We start from the raw sequence: 23,131 nt of genomic DNA, 5'->3' as shown, positions 1-23,131 counted from the left end.
AGGCGTCAGGCGTTGAACAAGAAATGCAGCACGTCGCCGTCCTTGACGGGATAGGTCTTGCCTTCCACCCGGAACTTGCCCGCCTCTCGCGCGCCAGCCTCGCCCTTGTAGGCGACGTAATCGTCATAGGCGATGGTTTCGGCGCGGATGAAGCCGCGTTCGAAATCGCCGTGGATCACGCCCGCGGCCTGCGGGGCCAGCGTTCCCTTGTGGATGGTCCAGGCGCGGGCTTCCTTGGGACCGACAGTGAAATAGGTGTCCAGGCCCAGCAGCTTGTAGCCTTCGCGGATCAGGCGGTCCAAGCCCGCCTCGTGCAGGCCCATTTCTTCAAGGAACATCGTCGCCTCCTCGGCAGGAAGCTGGCTGATCTCCTCCTCGATCCGGGCGGAAATCACGACATGGCCCGCGCCCTGTTCGGCGGCCATCTTGGCGACGCGGTCGGACTGGGCGTTGCCAGTGGCGGCCTTGTCCTCCTCGACATTGCAGACGAACAAGACGGGCTTGGCGGTCAGCAGTTGCAGCATATCCCAGGCCTTCCGCTCATCCTCGGCCACTTGGACGGTGCGGGCGGGCTTGCCGGATCCAAGCGCGGCCTGCGCAGCCTTCAGCAGCTTTTCCTGGGCCACGGCGTCCTTGTCGCCGCCTTTCAGCTTGCGGGCGATGTTGGCCAGCCGGCGTTCAACCGATTCCAGATCGGCGATCATCAGCTCGGTCTCGATGGTTTCCGCATCGGCGATCGGATCGACGCGGCCTTCGACATGGGTGACATCCCCATCCTCGAAGCAGCGCAGGACATGGGCGATGGCATCGACCTCGCGGATATTGGCAAGGAACTGGTTGCCCAACCCCTCGCCCTTGCTGGCGCCCTTTACCAGACCCGCGATGTCCACAAAGGTGATGCGGGTCGGGATGATCTGCTTGCTGCCCGCGATCCCGGCCAGCGTGTCAAGCCGGGGATCGGGAACGGCCACATCGCCGACGTTCGGTTCGATGGTGCAAAAGGGAAAGTTTGCGGCCTGCGCGGCAGCAGTTTTCGTCAGCGCGTTGAACAAGGTCGATTTGCCCACGTTCGGCAAGCCGACAATACCCATGCGAAAACCCATGACGCGCCCCTTTCAGCCAAGTCAGGGCGCGTTCTAGGCAAGCGGCCGCACTTCTGCAAGCATCAGCGGAACAGGACCAGGGATCCCGGCGACCAAGCCAGGCGCGTCCGTGTCCCGACCTCCTGCACGTCGCGGCCAAAGACGTTGCGCATGGAGATCCGCACGGGCCGCGCCTTTCCGTCCATCCCTGCCGCGCCGTCCAGCCGCAGGTCGTAATAGGTCATGTCGCCGTAATAGACGACCTCGTCGATGGAGGCGCTCGTTTCGCGCGGCTGCGTATGGGTTTGGGTCGGGCCGACAAGCGTCATGGTTTCCGGCCGGAAACCGATGGTCGGGCCATCGTCGTCGGGATTGGCGCGGCTGATCTGGCGTTCGGGCAGGTCCACGGTGCCAAGGCCCGGAACCTCGACCGTGGCGACGCCCGCCTGTTCGCCCAGGATCCGCGCGGGCAGAAAGTTCATCACGCCGATGAAATCGGCGACCCGGCGGGTGGCGGGGCGGGCATACAGCGCCTCGGGGCCGTCAAGCTGGGCAATCTCGCCCTCGAACATGACGGCGATGCGGTCGGACATGACCAAGGCTTCCTCCTGGTCATGCGTCACCAGCACGAAGGTAATGCCCACCTGGCGCTGCAGCTTGATCAGTTCCACCTGCATCTGTTCGCGCATCTTGCGATCCAGCGCGGACAGCGGTTCATCCAGCAGCAGCACCTTGGGCTTGAGGATCAGCGCGCGGGCAAGGGCCACCCGCTGGCGCTGACCGCCCGACAGCGCGTGCGCTGCGCGGTTGCCAAAGCCGCGCAGGCCGACCATCGCCAAGGCTTCCTCGACCAGGGCCGCCTTTTCCGCCTTGCCGCGCGGATCGCGGCGCAGGCCAAAGGCCACGTTCTGCGCCACTGTCAGATGCGGGAAAATCGCATAGGACTGGAAGACCATGTTGGTGGGCCGCTTGTTCGCGGGCACCTCCTCCATATGCTTTTCGTCGATCAGGATGGCGCCTTCCGAGATGTCCTCGAACCCCGCGATGGTGCGCAGCAGCGTGGTCTTGCCACAGCCGGACGGTCCCAGTAGCGAAAAGAACTCTCCGGCACGGATGGTCAGGTCGATGCCCCGCAGCGCGTGGTAATCGCCGTAATGCTTGTGGACGCCGCGACATTCGATCATCGGCTTGCGGTCGTCGGTCACAGGAACCCTCCGGTCGGATTGCCGCCCATGCGGGCATTGCCGCGGCGGCGGAAGTATTCGCCAAGCGCCAGCAGCACGATGGACAGCGCCACCAGCACCGTTCCAAGCGCCATGATCATCGGGATCTGCTTGGGAAAGCGAAGCTGGCTGAAGATATAGGTGGGCAGCGTCGGCTGGTTGCCCGCCAGGAAGAAGGCGATGATGAATTCGTCCAGGCTGATGGTAAAGGAAATCAGCAGAGAACTGATGATCCCCGGCATGACCAGCGGCAAGGTGACCAGGCGGAACGCGCTCCACCGCGTCTCGCCCAGGTCATAGGCCGCTTCCTCCAGCGATTTGTCGAGGCTGGAGAATGCCGTGGACAGGATGGCAATGGCATAGGGCATGCAGATCAGGACGTGGCCGACGATCACCGTCAGGATCGACAGCTGCACCCCTGCGCCCAGCAGCACGACCAGCAGCGACATGGCCACGATGATTTCCGGCAGAACCATCGGCAGCAGGATGAAGCCCATCATCCCGCCCTTGCCCGGAAACTCGAACAGGGTGGAGGCGCGGGCGGCAAAGATGCCAAGGCAGGTCGCCAGGATCGCCGCGCTGACCGCGATGATCAGCGAATTGGTCAGCGCGGTGCGCAGCGTGGCGTTGGCCCACATCTGCGAAAACCAGTCGGTCGTGAAGCCTTGCAGGGGAAAGGCGATGATCGTGCCGGAGTTGAAGGCGAACAACGGCAGCAGGATGATCGGCGCATAAAGGAACAGCAGATAGAACACCGCATAGACCTGCAAGCCGCGCCCCTGCCCCTTCACGAGCGCACCTTGAGGAAGCGGCGGTTGATCAGCAGAAAGACGATGCTGACAAGCGCAACAATGGCCATGGCGGTCACCGCCAGAGCAGATCCCAGCGGGCGGTTGTCCAGCGCCAGCATCTGCACCTGGATCAGGTTGGCGATCATCGGGATCTTGCCGCCGCCGATCAGTTCGGGCGTGACGTAGTCGCCGATGGTCGGGATGAAGACGATCAGCACCGCCGCCAGCACCCCCGGCATCGCCAGCGGCAATGTGACACGCCAGAAGGTCATCGCCCGGCTTTCGCCCAGGTCGCGCCCGGATTCCAGCAAGGACCGGTCGATCTTTTCCAGGGCCACGAAGATCGGCAGGATGGCAAAGGGCGCATAGGCATGGGCCAGCGTGATGACGATGGAATTCACGTTGTACAGGATGAAGGTTAGCGGCTCGTCGATGATGCCAAGCCCCGTCAGGCTGGAGTTTATGACGCCGTTATATCCCAGGATCACCTTCCACAGGAACACCCGGATCAGATAGCTGGTCCAGAACGGGATGGTGATCAGGAACAGCCACAGGGATTTCTTTTCCGGACGCACCATGAAGCTGACGTAATAGGCCACCGGAAAGGCCAGCAGAACCGTGACCAGCGTCACCAAGGCCGACACCATCAGCGACCGCATCATGATCGTGCGCACGATGGGATCGGTCCAGACCTGGACATAGTTGGCCATCGTGAAGTCGCGCACGACCTCCAGATATCCGTCGGTCAGGAAGCTGTAGGTCAGGATGGTCAGCAAGGGCGCGGCCAACACCAGCAAGGCATACAGGAATGGCGGCGCGATCAGGGCATAGCCCTGCCTTGCCTGTGCATCCAGTCCGCCCTTGGCCATCCGTTTTTCGCCCCGCCTGTTCGCCCAATTCCTTTCATATCAGCCAAAGCATGAAAAGAGGGTTTATGGACGCGACAAGGTCACCGCCTTACCGCCACCACCGTCCCGTCAACGCCAGATGCGCCAAGGATGCCCTGCGCTGAAAAGGCGTTACTTCAACAGCTTGCTCGACAACGTTGACACGTCCTGCACGGATATCCTTCAACAGACCGCGCACGCCCGGCCCGGGGTAAAGCGCCGCTGCCGCTTGTTTCGGCAGCAGCCTGCGAGACCGTGCCGCGCGGTCCAGGGCATCGCCGGCAAGTTTTGCCAGATGAACGGTGTCGCCTAGGTCGCCGCGTGCCAGGCCAAGGCCCATCGGCTGAAGATGCGGCAAGGCCCGCAGCCATGCCGCCAGCCCCGCTCCCAGGCCCTGATCGGCTGCGACCGCCTGGCCTTGGTCATCCGCGCCCAACCGCGCCGCAGCCTGAACCATCAGCCGCCCGCTGGTTTCCGCGACATATTCCACCACGTCGTCGGGTCCACCGAACGGTTCGCGAAAACAGTCCCGGCGGCGGGCTTCCCCCAAAGGGGCCAGCAGACCGGCCCTATCCCCCCAAGCGTCCCATAGCGGCGTCAGGATGTCATGCAGAGGCGCCGTCTTTCCGGTCCCCATCTCGGCCAGACGGTCGATCCACCATTGCAGCCGCATCTCGGCCAGCAGGGGTTCAGCGGACTGAAAGGGCGCGCGGGCTATTTCGAGGTTCAGGGCGTAGAGCGTTATCAGTGCAGGACGATCTTCCGGCCAGGCGACCAAGGTTGCACCGAAGCGGTCGGGATCCTGGGTCCGGACCAGTTCGGTGCAGGCTTCAAGGGTCATGCGAGTTGGCCTAGCCTCTGCGGGTCAAAGTCACGACCAGGAACAAGATCGACCTTGGTCTTCGACATACGCACCTCGACTCCCGCGGCAGCCAACGCATTCTTGAGACGATCTACTTCAGAATAGTCTTTTGAGATCGCGGCTTTTTCTCTGGCAGTCTGTAGGTTCCAAGCCAGTCGCTTAAGATCAAAAAGAGGGTAGACCTCCTCCGCAAAGTGCTTTTGCTTGTCGACCTCGGCAGCAGCCCACCTCGAGAGGCCTCCGTCGGGGCGCAAGTAACCCATTAACATCAAGCCTGCACGAAGTTCAGCGGCACGCCCCGATTTGGCAGCATCTTTGAGGACTGTATGGGCAGCACTGGTATTCAGATCATTCGCCAAGGCATCCACCAACCCGTCTGGCAACGCACCTGCTTTGATGCCATCAATTTGATAGTACCAGGTCGATAGAACTTGGCGCGCATTGCGCTCTTTCGCCTCGGTCCAATCCATCGGCTTGCGATAATGGGTGGACAGCATCACGAAGCGGATCACCTCGCCGGGCACGCCCTTTTCCAGCAAGTCCCGCACAGTGAAGAAGTTGCCCAGGGACTTGGACATCTTCTTGCCCTCGACCTGCAGCATCTCGTTATGCAGCCAGACATTGGCGAAACCCGTGCCTGGATGGGCGCAGCAGCTTTGGGCGACCTCGTTTTCGTGATGCGGGAACTGCAGGTCTATGCCTCCCCCGTGGATGTCGAAGGATGGTCCCAGCAATGCCGCCGACATGGCTGAACATTCGATGTGCCAGCCGGGGCGGCCACGGCCCCAGGGGCTGTCCCAGCCGGGCTGGTCGGCCCCGGAGGGCTTCCACAGCACGAAATCCATGGGATCGCGCTTGAAGGGCGCGACCTCGACCCGGGCACCGGCGATCATATCATCGACCGACCGGCCCGACAGGCGGCCGTAATCGGGGAAGGATCGCACGTCGAACAGGACATGGCCCTCGGCCTCGTAGGCGTTGCCGCGCGCGATCAGCGTTTCGATCATCGCGATCATCTGCACGATGTATTCGGTCGCGCGCGGTTCGTGGTCAGGACGGGCGGTGCCCAGGGCATCCATGTCGTCGTGATACCAGCCTACCGTTTCCTCGGTGATCTCGCGGATGTCGCGGCCGGTGGCTGCGGCGCGGGCGTTGATCTTGTCGTCAACATCCGTGAAGTTCCGCACATAAGTCACGCTGTCTGCACCATAAACATGACGCAGCAGACGCACCAGGACGTCGAAGACCAGCACGGGACGGGCATTGCCCAGATGCGCCCGGTCATAGACGGTCGGCCCGCACAGATACAGGCGCACGTTCTGCGGATCGATCGGCGTGAACGCCTCTTTCCTGCGGGTGCGGGTGTTCGTCAGCCGGATGTCGACCATGATGCGCCTCGTGTTGATGGGCGAGGCTTAGACCATCGGGGCAAAGCTTTCCACCCATTCGATCTGGCGCGGCAGGCTGTGACGGTGCAGGTCATAGCCTTCGGTGATGGTCTGCCGCGCCGCTTGGCGCAGCCGGTCCGCGTCAGGATCGCCAGCAAGCCCCGCGATCAGCGCGGCGGACAGGGCGGGCACATCGAAGAAGGGCACCAACCGCCCGTTTTCACCGTCACGGATCAATTCGCGGACGGGTTCGGTATCGGACGCGACGACATAGCCGCCTGCAGCCATTGCCTCGGTCAAGGACCAGGACAGGACGAAGGGATAGGTCAGATAGCAATGCACACGCGCCACCTGGATCAGCGACAGATAGTCGTCATAGGCCACGCGCCCCAGGAAATGGATGCGCGACAAATCCAGCCGGTCGCCCAGTTCCGCCAGCATCCGCGCCTTCCAGGTGCCGCCGTCCTTGGGGGCGTTGCCATAGCTGACCCCCTCGGCCCCGACGATCACGACCTGCGCCTGCGGTCGGGCGGCCAGGACATCGGGCAGCGCGCGCAGGAAGATGTGGAACCCGCGATAAGGCTCCAGCGACCGGCTGACATAGGACAGAACCTCGTCCCCTGCGTGCAGCGCCTGGCCGCCCGGCAGGGCCAGGCTGGCCTGCGGATCCGGGCAGACGCGGACCGTGTCGATGCCGTCATGGATCACGGTGATCTTGGCGCGCAATTCCGGGGGAAAGCTGTCGGCCTGATACCGGGTGGGCGCGATGGCCGCGTCGGCTTGCACGATCCCCTGGATCAGATGGGCAGAGCGGGCAATGGCCAGGATCCGCGCCTCGTCGCTGTCTTGTTGCAGTTCGGGATCGAAGCCCACGTCGTGGCCGCGCGTGCGATACAGAAGCTCGGCATAGGCCAGCAGCTTTGCGTCGGGCCAGATTTCGCGCAGGAACAGCGTCTCGCCCCAGCCGGAGTGGCCGATAATCACGTCTGGGGTAAAGCCGTGCCGGTCGCGCAGCGCCCGCGCGCCCCGTGCGGCCAGATAGCCGCGTTCGGCGTGACCGGCATAGCTGCGTCCCAGCCCATTCACCGCCACCGGGTCGGGCGTCTTGTAACGTAGGGTCGTGACCGGACTGGGCCGCTGGTTCTTCTCATCCGTCAGGGCCAGCACCTGATGGCCGCGCCCTGCCAGGGCCAGGGCCAGATGCGGGAACTGGCCGGGGAAATTCTGGTGGATGAACAGGATCTTCATCGGTGATGGTCGCGGAACGCCGCAGCCAGCAAGGCGCGGGTGTAATCGTGCTGCGGAGCGTCGAAGATGTCGGCAGAGGCCCCCTGTTCCACCACCTCGCCCGCGCGCATGACCATGATCTTGTGCGACATGGCGCGGACGACGCGCAGATCGTGGCTGATGAACAGGAAGGCCAGCCCGTATTTCTGCTGCAAGCCGCGCAAAAGCCCGACGATCTGCACCTGCACCGTCATGTCCAGGGCCGATGTCGGTTCGTCCAGCACCACCACCTTGGGGCGCAGGATCATCGCGCGGGCGATGGCGATGCGCTGGCGCTGCCCGCCTGAAAATTCGTGGGGATAGCGGTGCATGGTGTCGGGGTTCAGCCCGACCTCGGCCATGATCTCGGCAACCATCTGGCGGCGGTCGCGGCCCTTTTCGACGCCGTGGACGCTCAGGCCCTCGGCAATGATCTGTTCGACGGTCATGCGGGGGGACAGGCTGCCAAAGGGATCCTGGAACACGATCTGCATATCCCGGCGCAAGCGGCGCAACTGGCGCGACTGCCAGCGGGCGATATCCTGGCCTATGAACAGGATCGGCCCGTTGCTGGCGATCAGCCGCATGATCGCCAGGGCCAGCGTGGTCTTGCCGGACCCGGATTCGCCGACGATGCCCAGCGTCTCGCCCGCGCGCACGGTCAGGGTGGCGCCGTTCACGGCCTTCACATGGCCGACCGTCTTGCGCAGCAGCCCCCGCTGGATCGGAAACCAGACCTTGAGATCGCGCGTCTCGACCATCGTTTCCGCGCTGTCGGGAACCGGGTCGGCGGTGCCGGTGGGTTCTGCGGCCAGCAGCTTGCGGGTATAGTCGTGCTGTGGGTTGGCAAAGATCGCCTCGACCGGGCCTTGCTCGACGATCTCTCCGTCCTTCATCACGTAGACGCGGTCGGCGATGCGGCGCACGATGCCAAGGTCATGGCTGATGAACAGCATCGACAGCCCCTCGTCCGCCTTCAGTTCCGCCAGCAGATCCAGGATCTGGGCCTGGATCGTCACGTCAAGCGCGGTCGTCGGTTCGTCCGCGATCAGCAGTTCGGGGCCGTTGGCCAGCGCCATGGCGATCATCACCCGCTGCCGCTGCCCGCCGGAAAGCTGGTGGGGATAGTCCGCCAAGCGGCTTTCGGGATCTCGGATGCCCACGCGGGTCAGCAGTTCCACGATGCGCGCCCGCGCCCGCGCGCCGGTCAGCCCCTGGTGCAGCGCAAGGCTTTCGCCAAGCTGCTTTTCAAGCGTATGCAGCGGGTTCAGCGAGGTCATCGGTTCTTGAAAGATGAAGCTGATGTCGTCGCCGCGAATGTCGCGCAGCACCTTTTCCGGGGCATCGACCATTTCGCGGCCCGCGTATTTCACCGATCCCTCGACCACGGAAGAGTCGCCCAGCAGGCGCACCGTGGACAGCGCAGTCACCGATTTCCCCGACCCGGATTCGCCCACCAGGGCCACCGTCTCGCCCTTGCCGATGTGAAAGCTGACACCCTTGACGGCGGGCACGATGCGGCCTTCCTGGCGAAAGCTGATGCGCAGGTCTTGGACCGACAGGACGGCTTCGGTCATTTGAAGGTCTTTCGGGGATCAAAGGCATCGCGCACGCCTTCGAAGATGAAGACCAGAAGCGACAGCATGATGGCAAAGGTGAAGAAGGCCGTGAAGGCCAGCCAAGGCGCCTGCAGATTCTGCTTGGCCTGCAAGGCAAGTTCACCCAGCGACGGCGCGGATGCAGGCAGGCCGTAGCCCAGGTAATCCAGGGCCGCCAGACCGCTGATCGTGCCGGTCACGACGAAAGGCAGCATGGTCAGCGTGGCGACCATGGCATTGGGCAGGATGTGGCGGAACATGATGGTGCGGTCGGACACACCCAATGCGCGGGCGGCGCGGACATATTCGAAGTTCCGCGCCCGCAGGAATTCCGCCCGGACAACGCCCACAAGCGCCGGCCAGCCGAACAGGATGGTGACGAAGACCAAAAGCCAGAAGCTGCGTCCCAGGATCGCGAAGAGGATGATGATGACGTAAAGCGACGGGGTCGATGCCCAGATCTCTAGCACGCGCTGGAACACCAGGTCCGTGCGTCCGCCGAAATAGCCCTGGATGGCGCCTGCCGCGATGCCCACAACGGATGCAACCACCGTCACGATCAGCGTGAACAGGATCGAAATGCGAAATCCATAGATCACGCGGGCCAGCACGTCGCGCGCCGTGTCGTCTGTGCCCAGCCAATGCGTGCCGTCCGGGGCGCTTGGGGCGCTGCCCACGTTGTTGATGGTGGAGAAATGGAACGGGATCGGCGGCCAGATCATCCAGCCCTGCTCGTCCTTTGGGATGTCGCTGGTGCCTGCATCGACGGCGGCGATCAGGTCCTCCGGCGTGTCCCAGCATTCCTGCCGCCCGCCGGTGACGATCAGGCATTTGACGGCGGGATCGTTATAGATCGCCTCGGTCCCGAAATCGCCGCCAAAGGCCGTTTCGGGATAAAAGTTGTAGGCCGGGAAATACAGATCGCCCCGGTAGCTGGCGACGATGGGTTTGTCATTGGCCACGATTTCCGCGCACATGGCCAGAACGAATAACACGCTGAAGATCACCAGCGACCAGAAGGCCCTGCCGTTGCGCCGAAAACTGCGCCAGCGGCGGCGGTTGAGTTCCGACAAGGCCATCAGCCGGCCCTCGATTCAAAGTCGATGCGTGGATCCACAAAGACATACATCATGTCCGACAGGATCCCCACCACCAGGCTCATCAGGCCAAAGACATAGAGCGTGCCGAAGATCACCGGATAGTCGCGCTGCACCGCCGCCTCGAACCCCAGGCGGCCCAGGCCGTCCAGCGAAAAGATCGTCTCGATCAGGATGCTTGCCCCAAAGAACACACCCAGGAACATCGCCGGAAAACCCGCGATCACGATCAGCATCGCGTTGCGGAAGACATGGCCATAAAGCACCCGGCCCTCGGTCAGGCCCTTGGCGCGGGCGGTCATCACATATTGCTTGTTGATCTCGTCCAGAAAACTGTTCTTTGTCAGAAGGGTTAGCGTGGCAAAGCTTGAAATGGTCGAGGCCACGACCGGCAGCGTGGCGTGCCAGGCATAGTCCTTGATCTTGCCCCACAGCGTCAGATCCGCGAAATTGTCGCTGGTCAAGCCCCGCAGCGGAAAGATCTGCCAATAGCTTCCGCCCGCGAACAGCACCATCAGCAGCACCGCGAACAGAAAGGCCGGGATCGCATAGGCCATGATGATCACGGCGGATGTCCAGGTATCGAACCGCGTCCCGTCCCGCGTGGCCTTGCGGATCCCCAGCGGGATCGAGATCAGATAGGCCAGCAGCGTCGACCACAGGCCCAGCGTGATGGACACGGGCATCTTTTCGACCACCAGGTCGATCACGCTGATCGACCGGAACCAGCTGGTCCCGAAATCAAAGGTCAGGTAGTTTCCCATCATCGACAGGAACCGCTGCAACGGCGGCTTGTCGAAGCCGAATTCCTTTTCAAGCTGGGCGATGAACTCGGGCGGCAGGCCCCGCGCGCCCTCGTATCCCTCGACCGCGCCGGTATCGGCCCCCGCCCCCGCGCCCGAGATGTTGCTGAACGCGTCGCCCGACCCCTGCACCTGCGCGGCGATCTGTTCGATGGGACCACCCGGGACGAACTGCGTCAGGGTAAAGTTTACCACCATGATCCCGATCAGCGTCGGGATGATCAGCAGCAACCGCCGCAAGATATAGGCGCCCATCGGAAAGACCCCGTCCCTTTCGGGCCTTGGCGGCCCCGTTTCCTTTATCCCGCTCTTGTCAGACGGGACCGCCGGGAAATCAACCCTGCCATCAGCGGATCGCGCCGCTGGCCTTCAATTCCGCCTCGCGCGCGGTATCGGCCCACCAGAAATCCAGCGTGCCCAGCGCATAGGGCGGCATGGTTTCGGGGTGGCGATAGATGTCGTAATAGGCCAGCGTATATTCGGCCTTGAACCATTTCGGCACCCAGAACCGCAGGCTGCGCAGCGCGCGGTCCAGGGCGCTGATCGCCACGATGTTGTCGCCCTCGGTTTCGGCCTGCTGGCCCAGTTCCAGCAGCTTATCGATGGCAGGGTTTGCCAAGCCCATCGGGTTGAACACGTCGTCCGCGTCCTCGGATCCGAAGACCTGGCCCGCATAGCCGCCGACCGCATAGGACTGGCCAAGAGAATCCTCGACCATGTCGAAATCCTTGGACCGGGTGCGCAACTGCATTTCCGCGTTGTCCACGCGGCGATTGGTGGCGTCGATGCCGATGGCGCGCAGGTTCTGGATGAAGGGGTTGATGATCCGGTCGTTGCCCACGTCGTCGTTCAGGATCTCGATCATCAGGGGCTGGCCTGCGGCATTGCGGCGCATTCCGTCGTCGCCCACCGTCCAGCCCGCCTGATCCAGCAGGGCCACCGCGCGTCGCATGTTCTGGCGGTCAAGCTGGCGTTCACCCGATACCGGCTGGACCACGGCGGGATCGGTCAGGATGCCTTCGGGCAGATCACCGGCGACGGGTTCCAGCAGTTCCCTTTCCGCATCGGCGGGGGGACCGTCGGCGCGGAACTGGCTGTTGTCCCAGAAGGAATTGACACGCGTTTCCAAGCCGTACAGCAGCGTCTGGTTCGTCCATTCGAAATTGAACATCAGCCCGACCGCCTCGCGCACGCGGATGTCCTTGAACTTGTCGCGGCGCAGGTTGAAGACCCAGCCATCGCCGCTGGCGATCTGCCCGTCGGGCAGCGTTTCACGCACCACCGCGCCCGAGGCCAGCGCCGGAAAGTCATAGCGCGTGGCCCAGTGCATCGACGAGGTTTCATTGCGATAGGTATATTCCCCCGCCTTGAAGGATTCGAACGCGCTGTCGAAATCTCCAAACATTTCATAGCGGATGCGGTCGAAGTTGAAGCGGCCCCGATTGATGGGAAGATCCTTGCCCCAGTAATCGGGATTGCGCTTGACGACCAGTGTACGGCCGATGTCCGCGCGGTCGAACATATAGGGTCCGGAGCCGATAAAGGGTGTGTCGCTGCTCTGCTCCAGATCCCGGGCGTTATCCTCGAAGTCCTTTTTCGAGAACACGATCTGGTTGCCCATTTGGGAAATCACGTCGCGGCGGGGATAGCCTTCGGCAAAGGTGAACTTGATGCGGTGATCGTCCAGAACCTCGGCCTTGGCGATCATCTGCTGCATCGCCATGCGGAACGACGACAAGCCCTTGTCGCGCAGGGTTTCAAAGCTGAACAGCACGTCATGGGCGGTCAGGGGGGTGCCGTCGCTGAAGGTCGCCTCGGGGCGGAGATTGAAGATCACCCAGTCCTTGCTTTCGGGATATTCCAGCGTTTCGCACAGCAGGCAGTAATCCACGCCCAATTCGTCCGCCGGGCTGTCCATCAACCGTTCCAACTGGATCACGGCCAGGGCAATGGCGCGGCCCCGGTGGGTAAACGGGTTGTAGCTGTCGAAGCCACCGACCGCGCCGAAGGAAATCTCGCCCCCTTTAGGCGCATCGGGGTTCACATAAGGGTAATGGGGGAAATCGGCAGGCAGCGCGGGTTCGCCGAACAGCGCGATGGCATGGGTCTTGATGACCTTCTCGCCGTCTGCGGTCGCCGCAGCTTCTTGCGACAGGGCGGCGGATGCCGGGGCAAGAACCAGCGTGGCGATCAGGGCAAGGCGGCGCATCGGCAAACTCCGGGTCGGGGATCTGTGACGCACGCTAGGCCAGTGCCGGGGACGGGATCAAGCCGCGATTTCGTGAGAACGGCGCGAGGACAGGCAACGAAAAAAGGCGCATCCGAAGATGCGCCCCCGGTTCCGCAGCAGGTCCGGTGCCTATTGCTGGCCTTGCAGATAAGCGATGATGTCGGCGCGGTCCTGCGGATCCTTCAGGCCGGCAAAGGACATCTTGGTGCCCGGCACGACGCCCTTGGGATTGGCCAGAAATTCCTGCAACGCCTCGGGCGTCCACTGGGGCGCCTCGGCCTTGTGTTCGACCATGGCGGGCGAATAGCTGAACCCCGCGACGGACGCGACCTCGCGGCCCACGACGCCGTTCAGGTGGGGACCGACGCCGTCGGTTCCATCCAGCTTGTGGCAGGCCTTGCACTTGCCGAAATCCTTTTCGCCCGCGGCGGCATCGGCGGATGCCAGAAGGGCTGCAAAGTCGATTTCCTCCTCGACCGCTTCCTCGCCGCCGGCGGCTTCCTCGACCGGGATGGTATAGGCCTGCGCGACTTTCTCACCCTCGCCATGATGGGCGGCGCCGACATGATACAGGGATCCCGCCGCCCAGTTGGCCAGCATCAGAAACAGCAGCGCGCCGATCAGCGCGCCTGCGGCCTTGGTCAGGGTCATGGTGTTGAACATCGCGTGCGATCCCCGCATTGGTAAGCTCGTCAATTCGACGGGTATCTATCCGCTTTCGCTTTGAAGGATCAAGGTATAGTTACCCCACGATCCTTCAAAATTCGGACAGCGGCCCATGACCACCTTCACGAACCGCATCGCCTTTCAGGGCGAACCCGGCGCCTACAGCCACGAAGCCTGCCGCAAGGCACGGCCCGCCATGGAAGCCCTGCCCTGCCGCACCTTCGAGGACGTGATCGAGGCCGTGCGAAGCGACCAGGCCGACCTTGCGATGCTGCCGGTGGAAAACTCGACCTATGGCCGGGTGGCCGACATCCACCATCTGCTGCCCGAATCCGGCCTGCACATCATCGAGGAAGCCTTTGTCCGGGTCCATATCAGCCTGCTGGCGATCCCTGGCACGCCCTTGTCCGAGGTCCGAGAGGCGATGAGCCATACCGTGCTGCTGGGCCAGTGCCGGGGCTTCATGCGCCGCCACGGTATCCTGGCGCTGACGGGCGCCGACACCGCCGGTTCCGCGAAAGAGGTCGCGACCCGCGGCAATCCGTCGCTAGCGGCCCTTGCCGCACCCTTGGCAGGCGAGATTTATGGCCTGGAACGCCTGGCCGACGGAATCGAGGATCGGCAGAACAACACCACGCGATTCCTGATCATGTCGCGCCAGCCAGATTACAGCCGACGCTCTGACCGGATGCTGACCAGTTTCGTGTTCCGGGTCCGCAACATCCCCGCCGCGCTGTACAAGGCCATGGGCGGGTTCGCCACGAACGGCGTCAACATGACCAAGCTGGAAAGCTATATGGTGGACGGCGTCTTCACTGCGACGCAGTTCTATGCCGATGTCGAAGGCCACCCCGAGGATCCGGCGTTGCAGCGTGCGCTGGACGAATTGCGCTACTTCACCTCGTCACTGGATGTGCTGGGCGTTTATCCCGCCGATCCGCTGCGGGAAGCGCAGCGGCAGGCAGCCTAGGCCGCGCGCAGGTGGGCCACGAAATCGGCGATCCGCTGGTCGTATTTCCGGTCCAGCTGCGTCTTGCCCAGCTTGGCGGTTTGCAGCAGCAGGCGGGCGCGCATATTGCGGGCGCGTACCTCGGTTTCGAACAGCAGGCGCGATTTCATCCGGCTCAGGGCAACAACGGTCATGCTGATCGACAGGTCGAACTGGTCAGAATGGCCGTCCAGCGTAATATGGGATGGGCGGTCAAAGCGCGTGACATCCAGCCGCACGGTGCGCCGCTGCCCCCGCCAGTTGAAGTCGATGGTCCACCCAAGGCCGGTGCCGGGATCCTGGGACGGGTCAATCCGGCGGATCTGGGCGCCCCGGGCAACGAGGGCGCGTTCGCTGCGGGAAAAGTCGCTGATGAGATCGAAAAGTTCGGTCGCCGATTTGTCCGTATCGATGCGGGTCGAGAATTTCATGCGTGTCTGACCATTCCAGGCGCGGCCCCGGCCCGTCTGCCGCGACCTTTCGGCTTCATAAGGCACGGCAGGCAATGTGTTCAACCAAGTGGAAAGCATTCGTCCTTGCCCCGCCGATCTGTCGTCCCGGTCCGACACGTCCGTGCCGCCCGGCCCCATTGTGATCAATATGCCCGCATAAGGCAATTAATCTTCTAGGCTTGACAATCTTTGGTTGAGTCGCTGCGATCCCGTTAGATAGGGTAAGACGGCCTGGCTCAGACATCGCGCCGGCCTGTGGTCGGGGTTATTCAATGCGGGACGCAACGGACCAGATCTGCGAACGCGATTGCCCAGCCGACATGGCCGAAACCGTGGCCCTCAGAATCTTGGCCACGACCGACATGCACATGAAGCTGGTGCCCCATGACTATCTGGCCGACAGGCCGTGCGCCCGGGGAAGCCTGGCCCAGATTGCGTCGCTGGTGGACAGCCACCGGGCGGCGGCGCGGAACACCTTGCTTCTGGACAACGGCGATTTTCTGCAGGGAACGCCTCTGGGCGACCTGGCGGCGCGGCGTGGCGCCAGGGGCCATCCTGCCATCGCGGCGATGAACCTGATGGGCTATGACGCCGCCGCCATCGGCAATCACGATTTTGCCTTTGGGCTGGAGGTGCTGCAATCGGCGGCCCGGCAGGCGCGGTTTCCCCTGCTGGCCGCCAATCTGCGGCTGCGGGGCCGGGCGGATTTTCCGGGCTTTGTGGTCTTGGACAAGCCCGTCCTGACCTCAACAGGGCGCCGGGTCGTGCTTCGCATCGGCGTGGTGGGCTTTCTGCCGCCCCAGACCACCGCCTGGGACCGCGACCTGTCGCGGCAGATGGCCTGCGACGACATCCTGGACACCGCACGGCGCATCCTGCCCCGGATCCGTGCGGCGGGCGCCGACCTGGTCGTGGCCCTGGCCCACAGCGGCATCTCGGACCGCCCTGCTCGCCCCGGGGCAGAGAACGTCGCAACGGAACTGGCCGCCATGGACGGGATCGACGTGGTCGTGGCGGGCCATACGCACGAGGTCTTTCCGCTCGCAGGCATTGGCGCGGCGGGCGGCACGCTGTCGGGCAAGCCTGCCGTCATGCCGGGCTTTGGGGGTTCGCATCTTGGGGTGATCGACCTTTCGCTGGCGCATGACCCAGGGGCGGGATGGCATCTGTCGGATGCCGCCGCGCGATGCGAAGGGGTCGCACCCGACCAGCCTGCCGCACCCGCCGTCCTGCACGCGGTGGCCGCCACGCATCGGCTGACCCTGTCCCACCTGCGCCGCCGCATCGGCCATAGCGACCGGCGCATCAGCAGCTATTTCGCCCTTGTGGGCGTCGATCCGGCGCTAAGCTTGGTCAACATGGCCCAACGCTGGTTCGTGCGCAAAAGCCTGGACGGCACAAGGTTGGACGGCATTCCGGTCCTGTCCGCCGCCGCCCCCTTTCGCGCGGGCGGGCGGGGGGGGCCGGGCCATTACACCGATGTCGCGTCCGGCCGGCTGCGGTTGGGCAACCTGACGGATATCTATTCCTTTCCGAATCGCATCTGCGCCCTGCTGATCACCGGGGCCGACCTGCGCGGCTGGCTGGAGCGGTCGGCCAGCCTGTTCCGGCAGATCCAGCCCGGACGCCTCGACCAGCCGCTGACCGATCCGGGCTTTCCGGCCTATCAGTTCGATGTCGTCCAGGATGTCCGCTGGCAGATAGACCTGTCGCGTCCCGCAGGCTTTCTGCCCGACGGACGCCCGACCGGCGGGGGACGGGTTCGCGACCTGACCTGGCGGGGCCGCCCGGTGGAGGACAACGATCGCTTCGTGCTGGCCACGAATTCCTATCGCCTGGCCGCCTGCGGGCTGTTCGCGCCGCTGACGGCGGGCACGCCGGTGATCCTGCGGCCCGGGCCCCAGACCCGCGACGTGATCCGCGATTACCTGCGCCAACGCCGCCGGCTGTCCATAGACGCAGCCCCGGCCTGGCAGTTCCTGCCGATGCCCGGAACCTCGGCCCTGTTCGAGACCGGGCCCCAGGGCCTTCCCCTGCTGGCCGAGATCGCCCGGACCTGCGGCAGGCCCATGGACTATCTGGGCCAGACCGAAGGGGATTTCGCCCTGGTGCGCCTGCATCTTTGACGGTTGCATCGCGCGCGCCGCCGCATTATCTATCCTCTCGAGAGGTTGGCGCGGGCAGGCACCTCGCCAACCCGGTCAGGACCGGAAGGTAGCAGCCGTAACGAGCCCCGCTTGGGTCGTTGTCCAGCCTCTCACCCTTTTATCCGCTAAGCTGTTGATGTGGAAAAAGGCCATTGCGACGCAGGGGCTTTGGTTTGGCGTTGCAGCCGGAACCCCGGCATGGCTGGCGCAATCCGATACCTACTGAACCGCAACGGCAGATTCTTTGCGCGTCTGGTAGTACCGAAGGATCTGCGCCAGATCGTCGGCAAGAGCGGATTGCGCACTGCCCTTGCCCCGAGTTTCGCACGGCTATGAAGCGTCTGCCCGGCGCAGTCGCAGCCCTCCGGCACGGACTTGCCCAAGCCGAGCAGCGGGACCGCGCGATGCCGACGGGCCTTCGTACCCCTTCCATGAGGCAGCAGGACGGGCACCGGCTAGCCACCCACCACAATGATCAGCACCCCGCCAAAAGGCTGTTCCGGATCGAGGTTCTGGTCGGTGGCGGTGAGTTCCAGCCCAATCGCCTCGCCTTCGCGCAACCCTATGTCCGGGACCGTCATCTCGAAGCGGCTGCGCCGGGCTTGTGCCGTCATCTCGCGGTGCTTGGCCAACAGGTCGCGATGCTGCGACATCTTTGTCTTGCCTGCATCCACCTCGGCAAGCACGTTGCGAACCGCAAGCCCAAGCTCTCGCTGGGTGCCGAGGTCGAAGCCCGTGGGATCTTCAGCGGCGAGGTTCAGGCCCTCGGGATCGTCCTCGATGCGGATGGCCTCGACGCCCGGCTCAGTCAGCTTCATCGCCGTCAGCCGCCCCCAGCCGCGTCGCGGAAACTCGGCTGCGGGACGCACGTCGGCCATGACCGGATGGCGAATGGCCGACAGTTCTTCCGGCAGCAGCGGGCGGATGCCAATGCGGATTAGGGCGTTCGGTTGGTGAATCAGGTTGAACCCAAAAGCCTGCGCCTGGCCGACAATGTTGAGGTTCTGCTGCGCCACGTGCCTGTCGATTGGTGGCGACAGCGCGAAGTCGTCCACCGGCATCTCCAGCGGCGAGAAGGAGAAGGTCCGGGCAAACAGGCACTTGTGCCCGGATTCGGTCGGCGGAACGGTATAGATGAAATCGGCGGCGGCACTGCCTCCGGCGGGCACCCAGTCGGAAGGGACATGACCCAGCGTGGTCAGGCGCGTGGAAAAGCGGGTGTCGAAGCCAAGCGTCGGATCGGTCAGATAGAGTTCGACCTTGGCACTCGGCACCGCAAGATCGCCCCGGTTCCGCAGCACGGTCCGGATCACGTAACTCTCGCCCGCTTGCAGAGTCGTGGTATAGGCGCCGACGCTGCTGACGGGGCTGAGCAGCAGGTCGGGCGAATGCCAGAACACGACATTCGAGAAGGGCCGGTTGCCGATGTCTCCGTCAAAGGAACGGATATACAGGAACGAACTGTCATGGAACACATCAGGCGGCTTGCGTTCCTTGCGGCGAAACGCTTCTGCCAGTTGCCCCAACGCATCCTGATTGTAGGCCTCGCGACGCTTGCGCAGATCGGCAATGAATTCGGCTGAGATGTCGCTTGGCATCGCGTCTCTCCTCAGGGCAGGAACTCGACTTTCACCTCGGTCGGGTCGGCCGCCGAGGTATTGGTTTGCAGCGGCTTTGGACTGTTCGGGGCTTCGCCGGGCTGGGACCAGCACAGGAAGCCATAGCCGCGATCGGAGTCGAGGTTGAAATCGGGCAAGGTGCCGCCGCGGAACCAGCGTTCATAAAGCACCCCGCTAAGCTCCAGGGCATTGCCCAAGGTGCGCTCGCCCAGGATCGATACCAACTGGGCTTCTTCTCGGTTCGGGCTTTGGGCCAGGGAAACTAGTTCGTCGATCAGCTCGCGGTCCAGCGGGATTTGCCCAAAGGCCGGATGGGTGAAGGGCTGGTTGAAATAGCTGCCGGGCGCCGGAACGACGTTCCGCTTCTCGCCATCGGTCAGCGGATAGATCAGGTGCCGCTCCTGATTGAAGATGGTGGACGCCGGATCGCTGAGGAAGTCAGGCGTGAAGCGCAACAGCGGCTCGAACGGGGCAACGGCGGCGGCGTTTACACCGGTGGAGTCGGGGAATGCCGGCGTCATGAACTGGCGAAAGCGCGGATCTGCCAGATGTTCGCGCATCGGGAAAGCCAGGCCGTTCAGGGCGATGGCCAGCCGGAACATCTGGAACGCGTTGTAAAGCTGTTCATAGATCAGGCAGGCGGCATAGCGAATCGTGGCCGTGCCCAGCGTGGCAATCGCCCCCGCTATCCCGTCCGCGATTGCCGCTGCCGCCATCACTGCCGCTGCAATAAGGGCGGCCAGAATGATGAAGATCGACAGGATCCCGAAATCGCCCGCCTCATCGACGGCATCCTCAAGAAAGTCGCCGACGTCACCCAGATTATCGACGGTCTTTTCCCAAACCTCGCGCAGTTCCGCAGTCAGAGAATAGGCAACTGGCGGCGGCAGCGTGCCGGACTCGGTGAAGCCCTTCATGAAGCGATACCACAGCCGATAGGTGTCATCGACATCGCTGGCGGAAATGGTCTTTGCATAATCCGGATCGGCGTCGGGATCCTCCTGGTAGATCTTGTTCAGCGTGTCGGCAAGGAAGGTCGCGAATGCAGATGGTGCCGTAGGATCCTCTGCCGGCTCGGGACCGCCGTCAAAGTTGAAGTTGTAGAGGTGATGCAGCTTCGAGAAGTTGAAGTCGGCTCCGGTGACATTCAGGAGGTTGAACACATCCTGGAAGTTCTCGCCCGTCTTGTGGCGTTGCGCCTGGCTGCGATAGGGGCCACCGCAATAAAGATTGACATAAGCGTGCCCGACCGTGTCCGCAGCCACATGCGTCAGATAGCCGAGCGCATAAAGATGATGGGGTGAGGACATGTCGCGCGTGGCCTCCAGCATGGCCTCGGCGAACTTGCCGGTCTTGCGATAGTGCATGGCATCGAACCACCACCACTCTCCTTCGGCCGCCCCATCGCGGTAAGGATGCGAGATGATGTCGAACAAGTTGAAGTCGGACACGTATTTCTTGAGCGCCTCGGTCAGCAAGGCGCCAAAGCCGGTCAGCAGCTGGTTCAGGTCATCGAAGGTCTGCTTGATCTCGCTGAGCAGCGCGGAATCCTCGATCACCTCGTTGGCCAGTTCCTCAAAGCCCTCAAGCGCGTCAAGAACCGGCTGCGGCACCGCCGAGAGCAGCGTTTTCTCGAAATCGCGCAAGAAGTCGGCCAGGTCGTTGTGGATCTCCACGAATTTTCCCAGCGTCGGGTTCAGATCCTTGGTGTTGAAGAAGAATGGATCGGGTCCGTGGCAACCGATGAACAGATAAGGCAGGTTCCTGGGATCGGCGAGCAGCGCCTGAATGCCCGCATAATCAGCGGGATCGAGATCGCCGAGGCCCTTGTTGGCCTGGATGTTCGCCTTCAGCCGATCGACAATCATGTGATGCAGGGCCGGGCCGGGCATGGCAATGCCTCTCGAACTGATCCGTGGAAAAGTCGCAAGGAAGGCTATTCTGGTGTAGAGACAAAGCCTGCGCCCGACTCACGAAAAAGTCAATTCAGCGGGTAGGAGTGACACGTTTCGTGAAGAAGCTTGGTTGGCGGTTAGGCGCTGCCGCACGGCCCCGCAGATTTGCCCGTATAGCGTCCGGTTGGAACACATCTTGGGTATAGGTATTTTTTGGTGTGAGTGCATTACCAATGCGCTGTGCGATCCCATGGGCGGACTAATGGTTTGTTCGGCAATGGCTGCAGAACCGATAATAAAAGACAGCGTCTTTCGCATTCGCACGCAGGAAACGACGTGCCGAAAGACGGCTTCGCGCGCTGGCTTGTGCTTGTTAACTCGCGGCCACTTTGGTGATCCTGGTCTGGCGCGGCGTTCCTTTGCTGGAGGAGGCGATGCCAAGTCCCGAAGGGAGCCAGAGTCGTCCTTCGCTGCGGCGATCTGGCCGCGAACGAGCAGACGACCATTTCTCTCTTCGAAAAGCCAAGGACAGCGTGGTCTTTCTGGCCCCGGAACGTTGCCAACGGCGGTGCAATATCCGGCCACGCGGCGGCGGAAAGCCCGGCTAGGTGGCGGTGACCGGCGCCATGGTGCGCTTAACATATAGCTGGCGCGTGTTATGGCGCTTTGGCCCTTGGGGCCAAAACGATGCAATGTCCTTTCAGGACTTCGGTTTCCGCTTTCGGGCAGTGCTGTTGGCGAGCCGATAGCTCTCGCCGTTCATTTCGAGGATGCTGACATGATGGACCTGTCGCGGCTTGGTGGCGCTCCTTTGATAGCACAATGTGCGGCAAAGGAGATGAACCCTGGGCACAGGCAGGACGGATGAGTTTCGCAAGGATGCGGTGCGCATTGCACGGACGAGCGGGCTTTCGCGACGTCAGATTGCGGATGATCTGGGGGTCGGCGTGTCGACCTTGAACCCATGGGGGAACGCCCATCGCGACACGGATGTGGTCTCAGCAGAGGACCGCGAGCTTGCCCGGAGAATAACGGCTTGGGCGCGAGATCCGCATCCTCAAGGATTTGAGCCGGATCCGCGAAACAGTCTGGGGGATTGTTTCCCCGGCGAAAGGGGGAGATCCTGGAAAAAAGCCACCCAGTTCTTCGCGAGCCAAAAGCCGTGCGGTTCAGGTTCGTCGAAGAGCAGCGTGGGGCCTTCCCGATCGACCGGCTGTGCCAGGTGAGGAATGTCAGCCCCCGCGGGCTGCGGGCCTTTTGCAGCCGCCCGGCCAGTCGCTGGCAGCGCATGGACAGGGTTGTTCTTGGCCCCTGTCAAGGAACAGTCGCGTCTGAGCCTGGGCAGCCATGGCCGTCCCCGGATGACTGAGGAACTGAAGGAAGTTGGCATCGATGTAGGCCATCGCCGGGGCGGGCGACTGATGCGGGAGAACGGGATCGTCGTTGAAAGAACGCGCAAATTCAAGGCGACCACGGACAGCAATCACGCCTTCAACAGCGCGCCGAACCCGGCTTGGATCGTGACTTCATGGCAGATCGGCCCGACCAGAACCGAAAGACCGCGCAGCGACATGGGCGGGCGACATCAGCTACATCTGGACCCGCGAGGGTTGGCTGCATCTGGCGCTCGACCATGGTCCTCGGACCGGTGGCGGACATGGCCTCGCTCCTGGACCTGCACTGCCGGCGCGTGATCGGCTGGGCCGCGAGCCAACCGCAGGAAACGCGATCTGGCGATCCGGGCATTGAGAATGGCCATCGCCCTGCGATCACCGCCGCGGGGCCGCGTCTTCCACGAGCTGACGCGGCTCGCAACACTGTTCGCATGACTACCGGAAGGTCCCGCGCGAACATGGCCTGCAAGCGTCGCTGAGCGGCAAAGGCAACTGTTACGACAATGCCGCCGTCGAACCTTTCTTCAAAACCATCAAGGCCGAACTGATCGGGCGCAGGTCGTGGGAAACGCGTCGCCAGGCTGAGACAGCCATCTTCCAATACATCAACGGCTTTTATAACTCGCGCCGTCGGCATTCAGCATCGGGAGGAAAAACCCCCTTGGCCCTTGAGCGCCAAGCAGCCTGAACGAGCACCAGAGCAGCACAAATACGGGACAGGGCCAATGCGCGCTAAGCGACAC

Annotated in this window: 17 protein-coding genes, 1 other RNA gene and 1 pseudogene; 4 read left to right on the top strand and 15 right to left on the bottom strand. The window is 63.2% G+C overall.

From position 1 onward, the window contains the following. Positions 1-5 precede the first annotated feature (5 nt). The 12 genes from ychF to LZ585_RS06160 form a co-directional block, all read right to left on the bottom strand. On the bottom strand, positions 6-1,103 hold the full coding sequence (gene ychF, locus LZ585_RS06215) for a redox-regulated ATPase YchF (protein WP_234855534.1): 1,098 nt from the start codon (positions 1,101-1,103) through the stop codon (positions 6-8). 62 nt (positions 1,104-1,165) lie between these two features. Beyond that, positions 1,166-2,287, bottom strand: a complete 1,122-nt coding sequence (locus LZ585_RS06210; protein ID WP_234855533.1) for an ABC transporter ATP-binding protein — start codon at positions 2,285-2,287, stop codon at positions 1,166-1,168. Continuing rightward, positions 2,284-3,096: an ABC transporter permease gene (locus LZ585_RS06205; protein ID WP_234855532.1), complete on the bottom strand. Its 813-nt coding sequence runs from the start codon at positions 3,094-3,096 to the stop codon at positions 2,284-2,286. Before LZ585_RS06205 ends, LZ585_RS06210 begins: the two co-directional genes overlap by 4 nt. Then, on the bottom strand, positions 3,093-3,965 hold the full coding sequence (locus tag LZ585_RS06200) for an ABC transporter permease (protein WP_234855531.1): 873 nt from the start codon (positions 3,963-3,965) through the stop codon (positions 3,093-3,095). The genes LZ585_RS06205 and LZ585_RS06200 overlap by 4 nt, the downstream gene beginning before the upstream one ends. A gap of 88 nt (positions 3,966-4,053) precedes the next feature. Beyond that, entirely contained in the window at positions 4,054-4,824 is a 771-nt protein-coding gene (locus LZ585_RS06195; protein WP_234855530.1) for a squalene/phytoene synthase family protein, read from the bottom strand. Next, the gene (gene cysS, locus LZ585_RS06190; protein ID WP_234855529.1) at positions 4,821-6,233 is read right to left on the bottom strand and encodes a cysteine--tRNA ligase; all 1,413 of its coding nucleotides are present in this window, start codon (positions 6,231-6,233) and stop codon (positions 4,821-4,823) included. Before cysS ends, LZ585_RS06195 begins: the two co-directional genes overlap by 4 nt. 27 nt (positions 6,234-6,260) lie before the next feature. After that, positions 6,261-7,481: a glycosyltransferase gene (locus LZ585_RS06185; RefSeq protein WP_234855528.1), complete on the bottom strand. Its 1,221-nt coding sequence runs from the start codon at positions 7,479-7,481 to the stop codon at positions 6,261-6,263. Further along, positions 7,478-9,076 (bottom strand): ABC transporter ATP-binding protein, encoded by a 1,599-nt coding sequence (locus LZ585_RS06180; protein ID WP_234855527.1) that lies wholly within the window; start codon positions 9,074-9,076, stop codon positions 7,478-7,480. Before LZ585_RS06180 ends, LZ585_RS06185 begins: the two co-directional genes overlap by 4 nt. Beyond that, positions 9,073-10,176 carry an ABC transporter permease gene (locus tag LZ585_RS06175; RefSeq protein WP_234855526.1) on the bottom strand — a complete coding sequence of 368 codons (1,104 nt, stop codon included), beginning with the start codon at positions 10,174-10,176 and terminating at the stop codon, positions 9,073-9,075. Before LZ585_RS06175 ends, LZ585_RS06180 begins: the two co-directional genes overlap by 4 nt. After that, positions 10,176-11,252, bottom strand: coding sequence for a microcin C ABC transporter permease YejB (locus LZ585_RS06170; RefSeq protein WP_234855525.1), 1,077 nt, complete (start codon positions 11,250-11,252; stop codon positions 10,176-10,178). The genes LZ585_RS06175 and LZ585_RS06170 overlap by 1 nt, the downstream gene beginning before the upstream one ends. A 91-nt stretch (positions 11,253-11,343) precedes the next feature. Next, entirely contained in the window at positions 11,344-13,206 is a 1,863-nt protein-coding gene (locus LZ585_RS06165) for an extracellular solute-binding protein (protein WP_234855524.1), read from the bottom strand. A gap of 150 nt (positions 13,207-13,356) precedes the next feature. Continuing rightward, on the bottom strand, positions 13,357-13,890 hold the full coding sequence (locus tag LZ585_RS06160) for a c-type cytochrome (RefSeq protein ID WP_234855770.1): 534 nt from the start codon (positions 13,888-13,890) through the stop codon (positions 13,357-13,359). A gap of 115 nt (positions 13,891-14,005) precedes the next feature. Between LZ585_RS06160 and LZ585_RS06155 the strand changes: the two genes are divergently transcribed. After that, on the top strand, positions 14,006-14,863 hold the full coding sequence (locus LZ585_RS06155) for a prephenate dehydratase (RefSeq protein ID WP_234855523.1): 858 nt from the start codon (positions 14,006-14,008) through the stop codon (positions 14,861-14,863). Here the strand turns inward: LZ585_RS06155 and LZ585_RS06150 are convergent. Beyond that, on the bottom strand, positions 14,860-15,312 hold the full coding sequence (locus LZ585_RS06150; protein ID WP_234855522.1) for an SRPBCC family protein: 453 nt from the start codon (positions 15,310-15,312) through the stop codon (positions 14,860-14,862). The two genes, LZ585_RS06155 and LZ585_RS06150, sit on opposite strands and share 4 nt — an antisense overlap. Before the next feature lie 293 nt (positions 15,313-15,605). On the opposite strand from LZ585_RS06150, the gene LZ585_RS06145 reads away from it, so the two are divergent. Together LZ585_RS06145 and ffs are read left to right on the top strand one after the other, a co-directional pair. Continuing rightward, positions 15,606-17,459, top strand: coding sequence for a bifunctional 2',3'-cyclic-nucleotide 2'-phosphodiesterase/3'-nucleotidase (locus LZ585_RS06145; RefSeq protein WP_234855521.1), 1,854 nt, complete (start codon positions 15,606-15,608; stop codon positions 17,457-17,459). 39 nt (positions 17,460-17,498) lie between these two features. Then, an RNA gene (ffs, locus tag LZ585_RS06140) (signal recognition particle sRNA small type) lies at positions 17,499-17,595 on the top strand. A 340-nt stretch (positions 17,596-17,935) separates the two neighbouring features. Here the strand turns inward: ffs and LZ585_RS06135 are convergent. Together LZ585_RS06135 and LZ585_RS06130 are read right to left on the bottom strand one after the other, a co-directional pair. Further along, positions 17,936-19,078 carry a hypothetical protein gene (locus tag LZ585_RS06135; RefSeq protein ID WP_234855520.1) on the bottom strand — a complete coding sequence of 381 codons (1,143 nt, stop codon included), beginning with the start codon at positions 19,076-19,078 and terminating at the stop codon, positions 17,936-17,938. Between the two features lie 11 nt (positions 19,079-19,089). After that, positions 19,090-20,991, bottom strand: a complete 1,902-nt coding sequence (locus tag LZ585_RS06130) for a zinc dependent phospholipase C family protein (protein WP_234855519.1) — start codon at positions 20,989-20,991, stop codon at positions 19,090-19,092. 848 nt (positions 20,992-21,839) lie between these two features. Here LZ585_RS06130 and LZ585_RS06120 point away from each other — a divergent pair. Next, positions 21,840-23,076: pseudogene (locus LZ585_RS06120) on the top strand (IS3 family transposase). Positions 23,077-23,131 lie beyond the last annotated feature (55 nt).

Source organism: Paracoccus everestensis (assembly GCF_021491915.1).
Classification (GTDB): Bacteria; Pseudomonadota; Alphaproteobacteria; order Rhodobacterales; family Rhodobacteraceae; genus Paracoccus; species Paracoccus everestensis.
The sequence above is the reverse complement of the archived record's forward strand: the minus strand, read 5'-3'. Positions and strand labels throughout refer to the sequence as shown.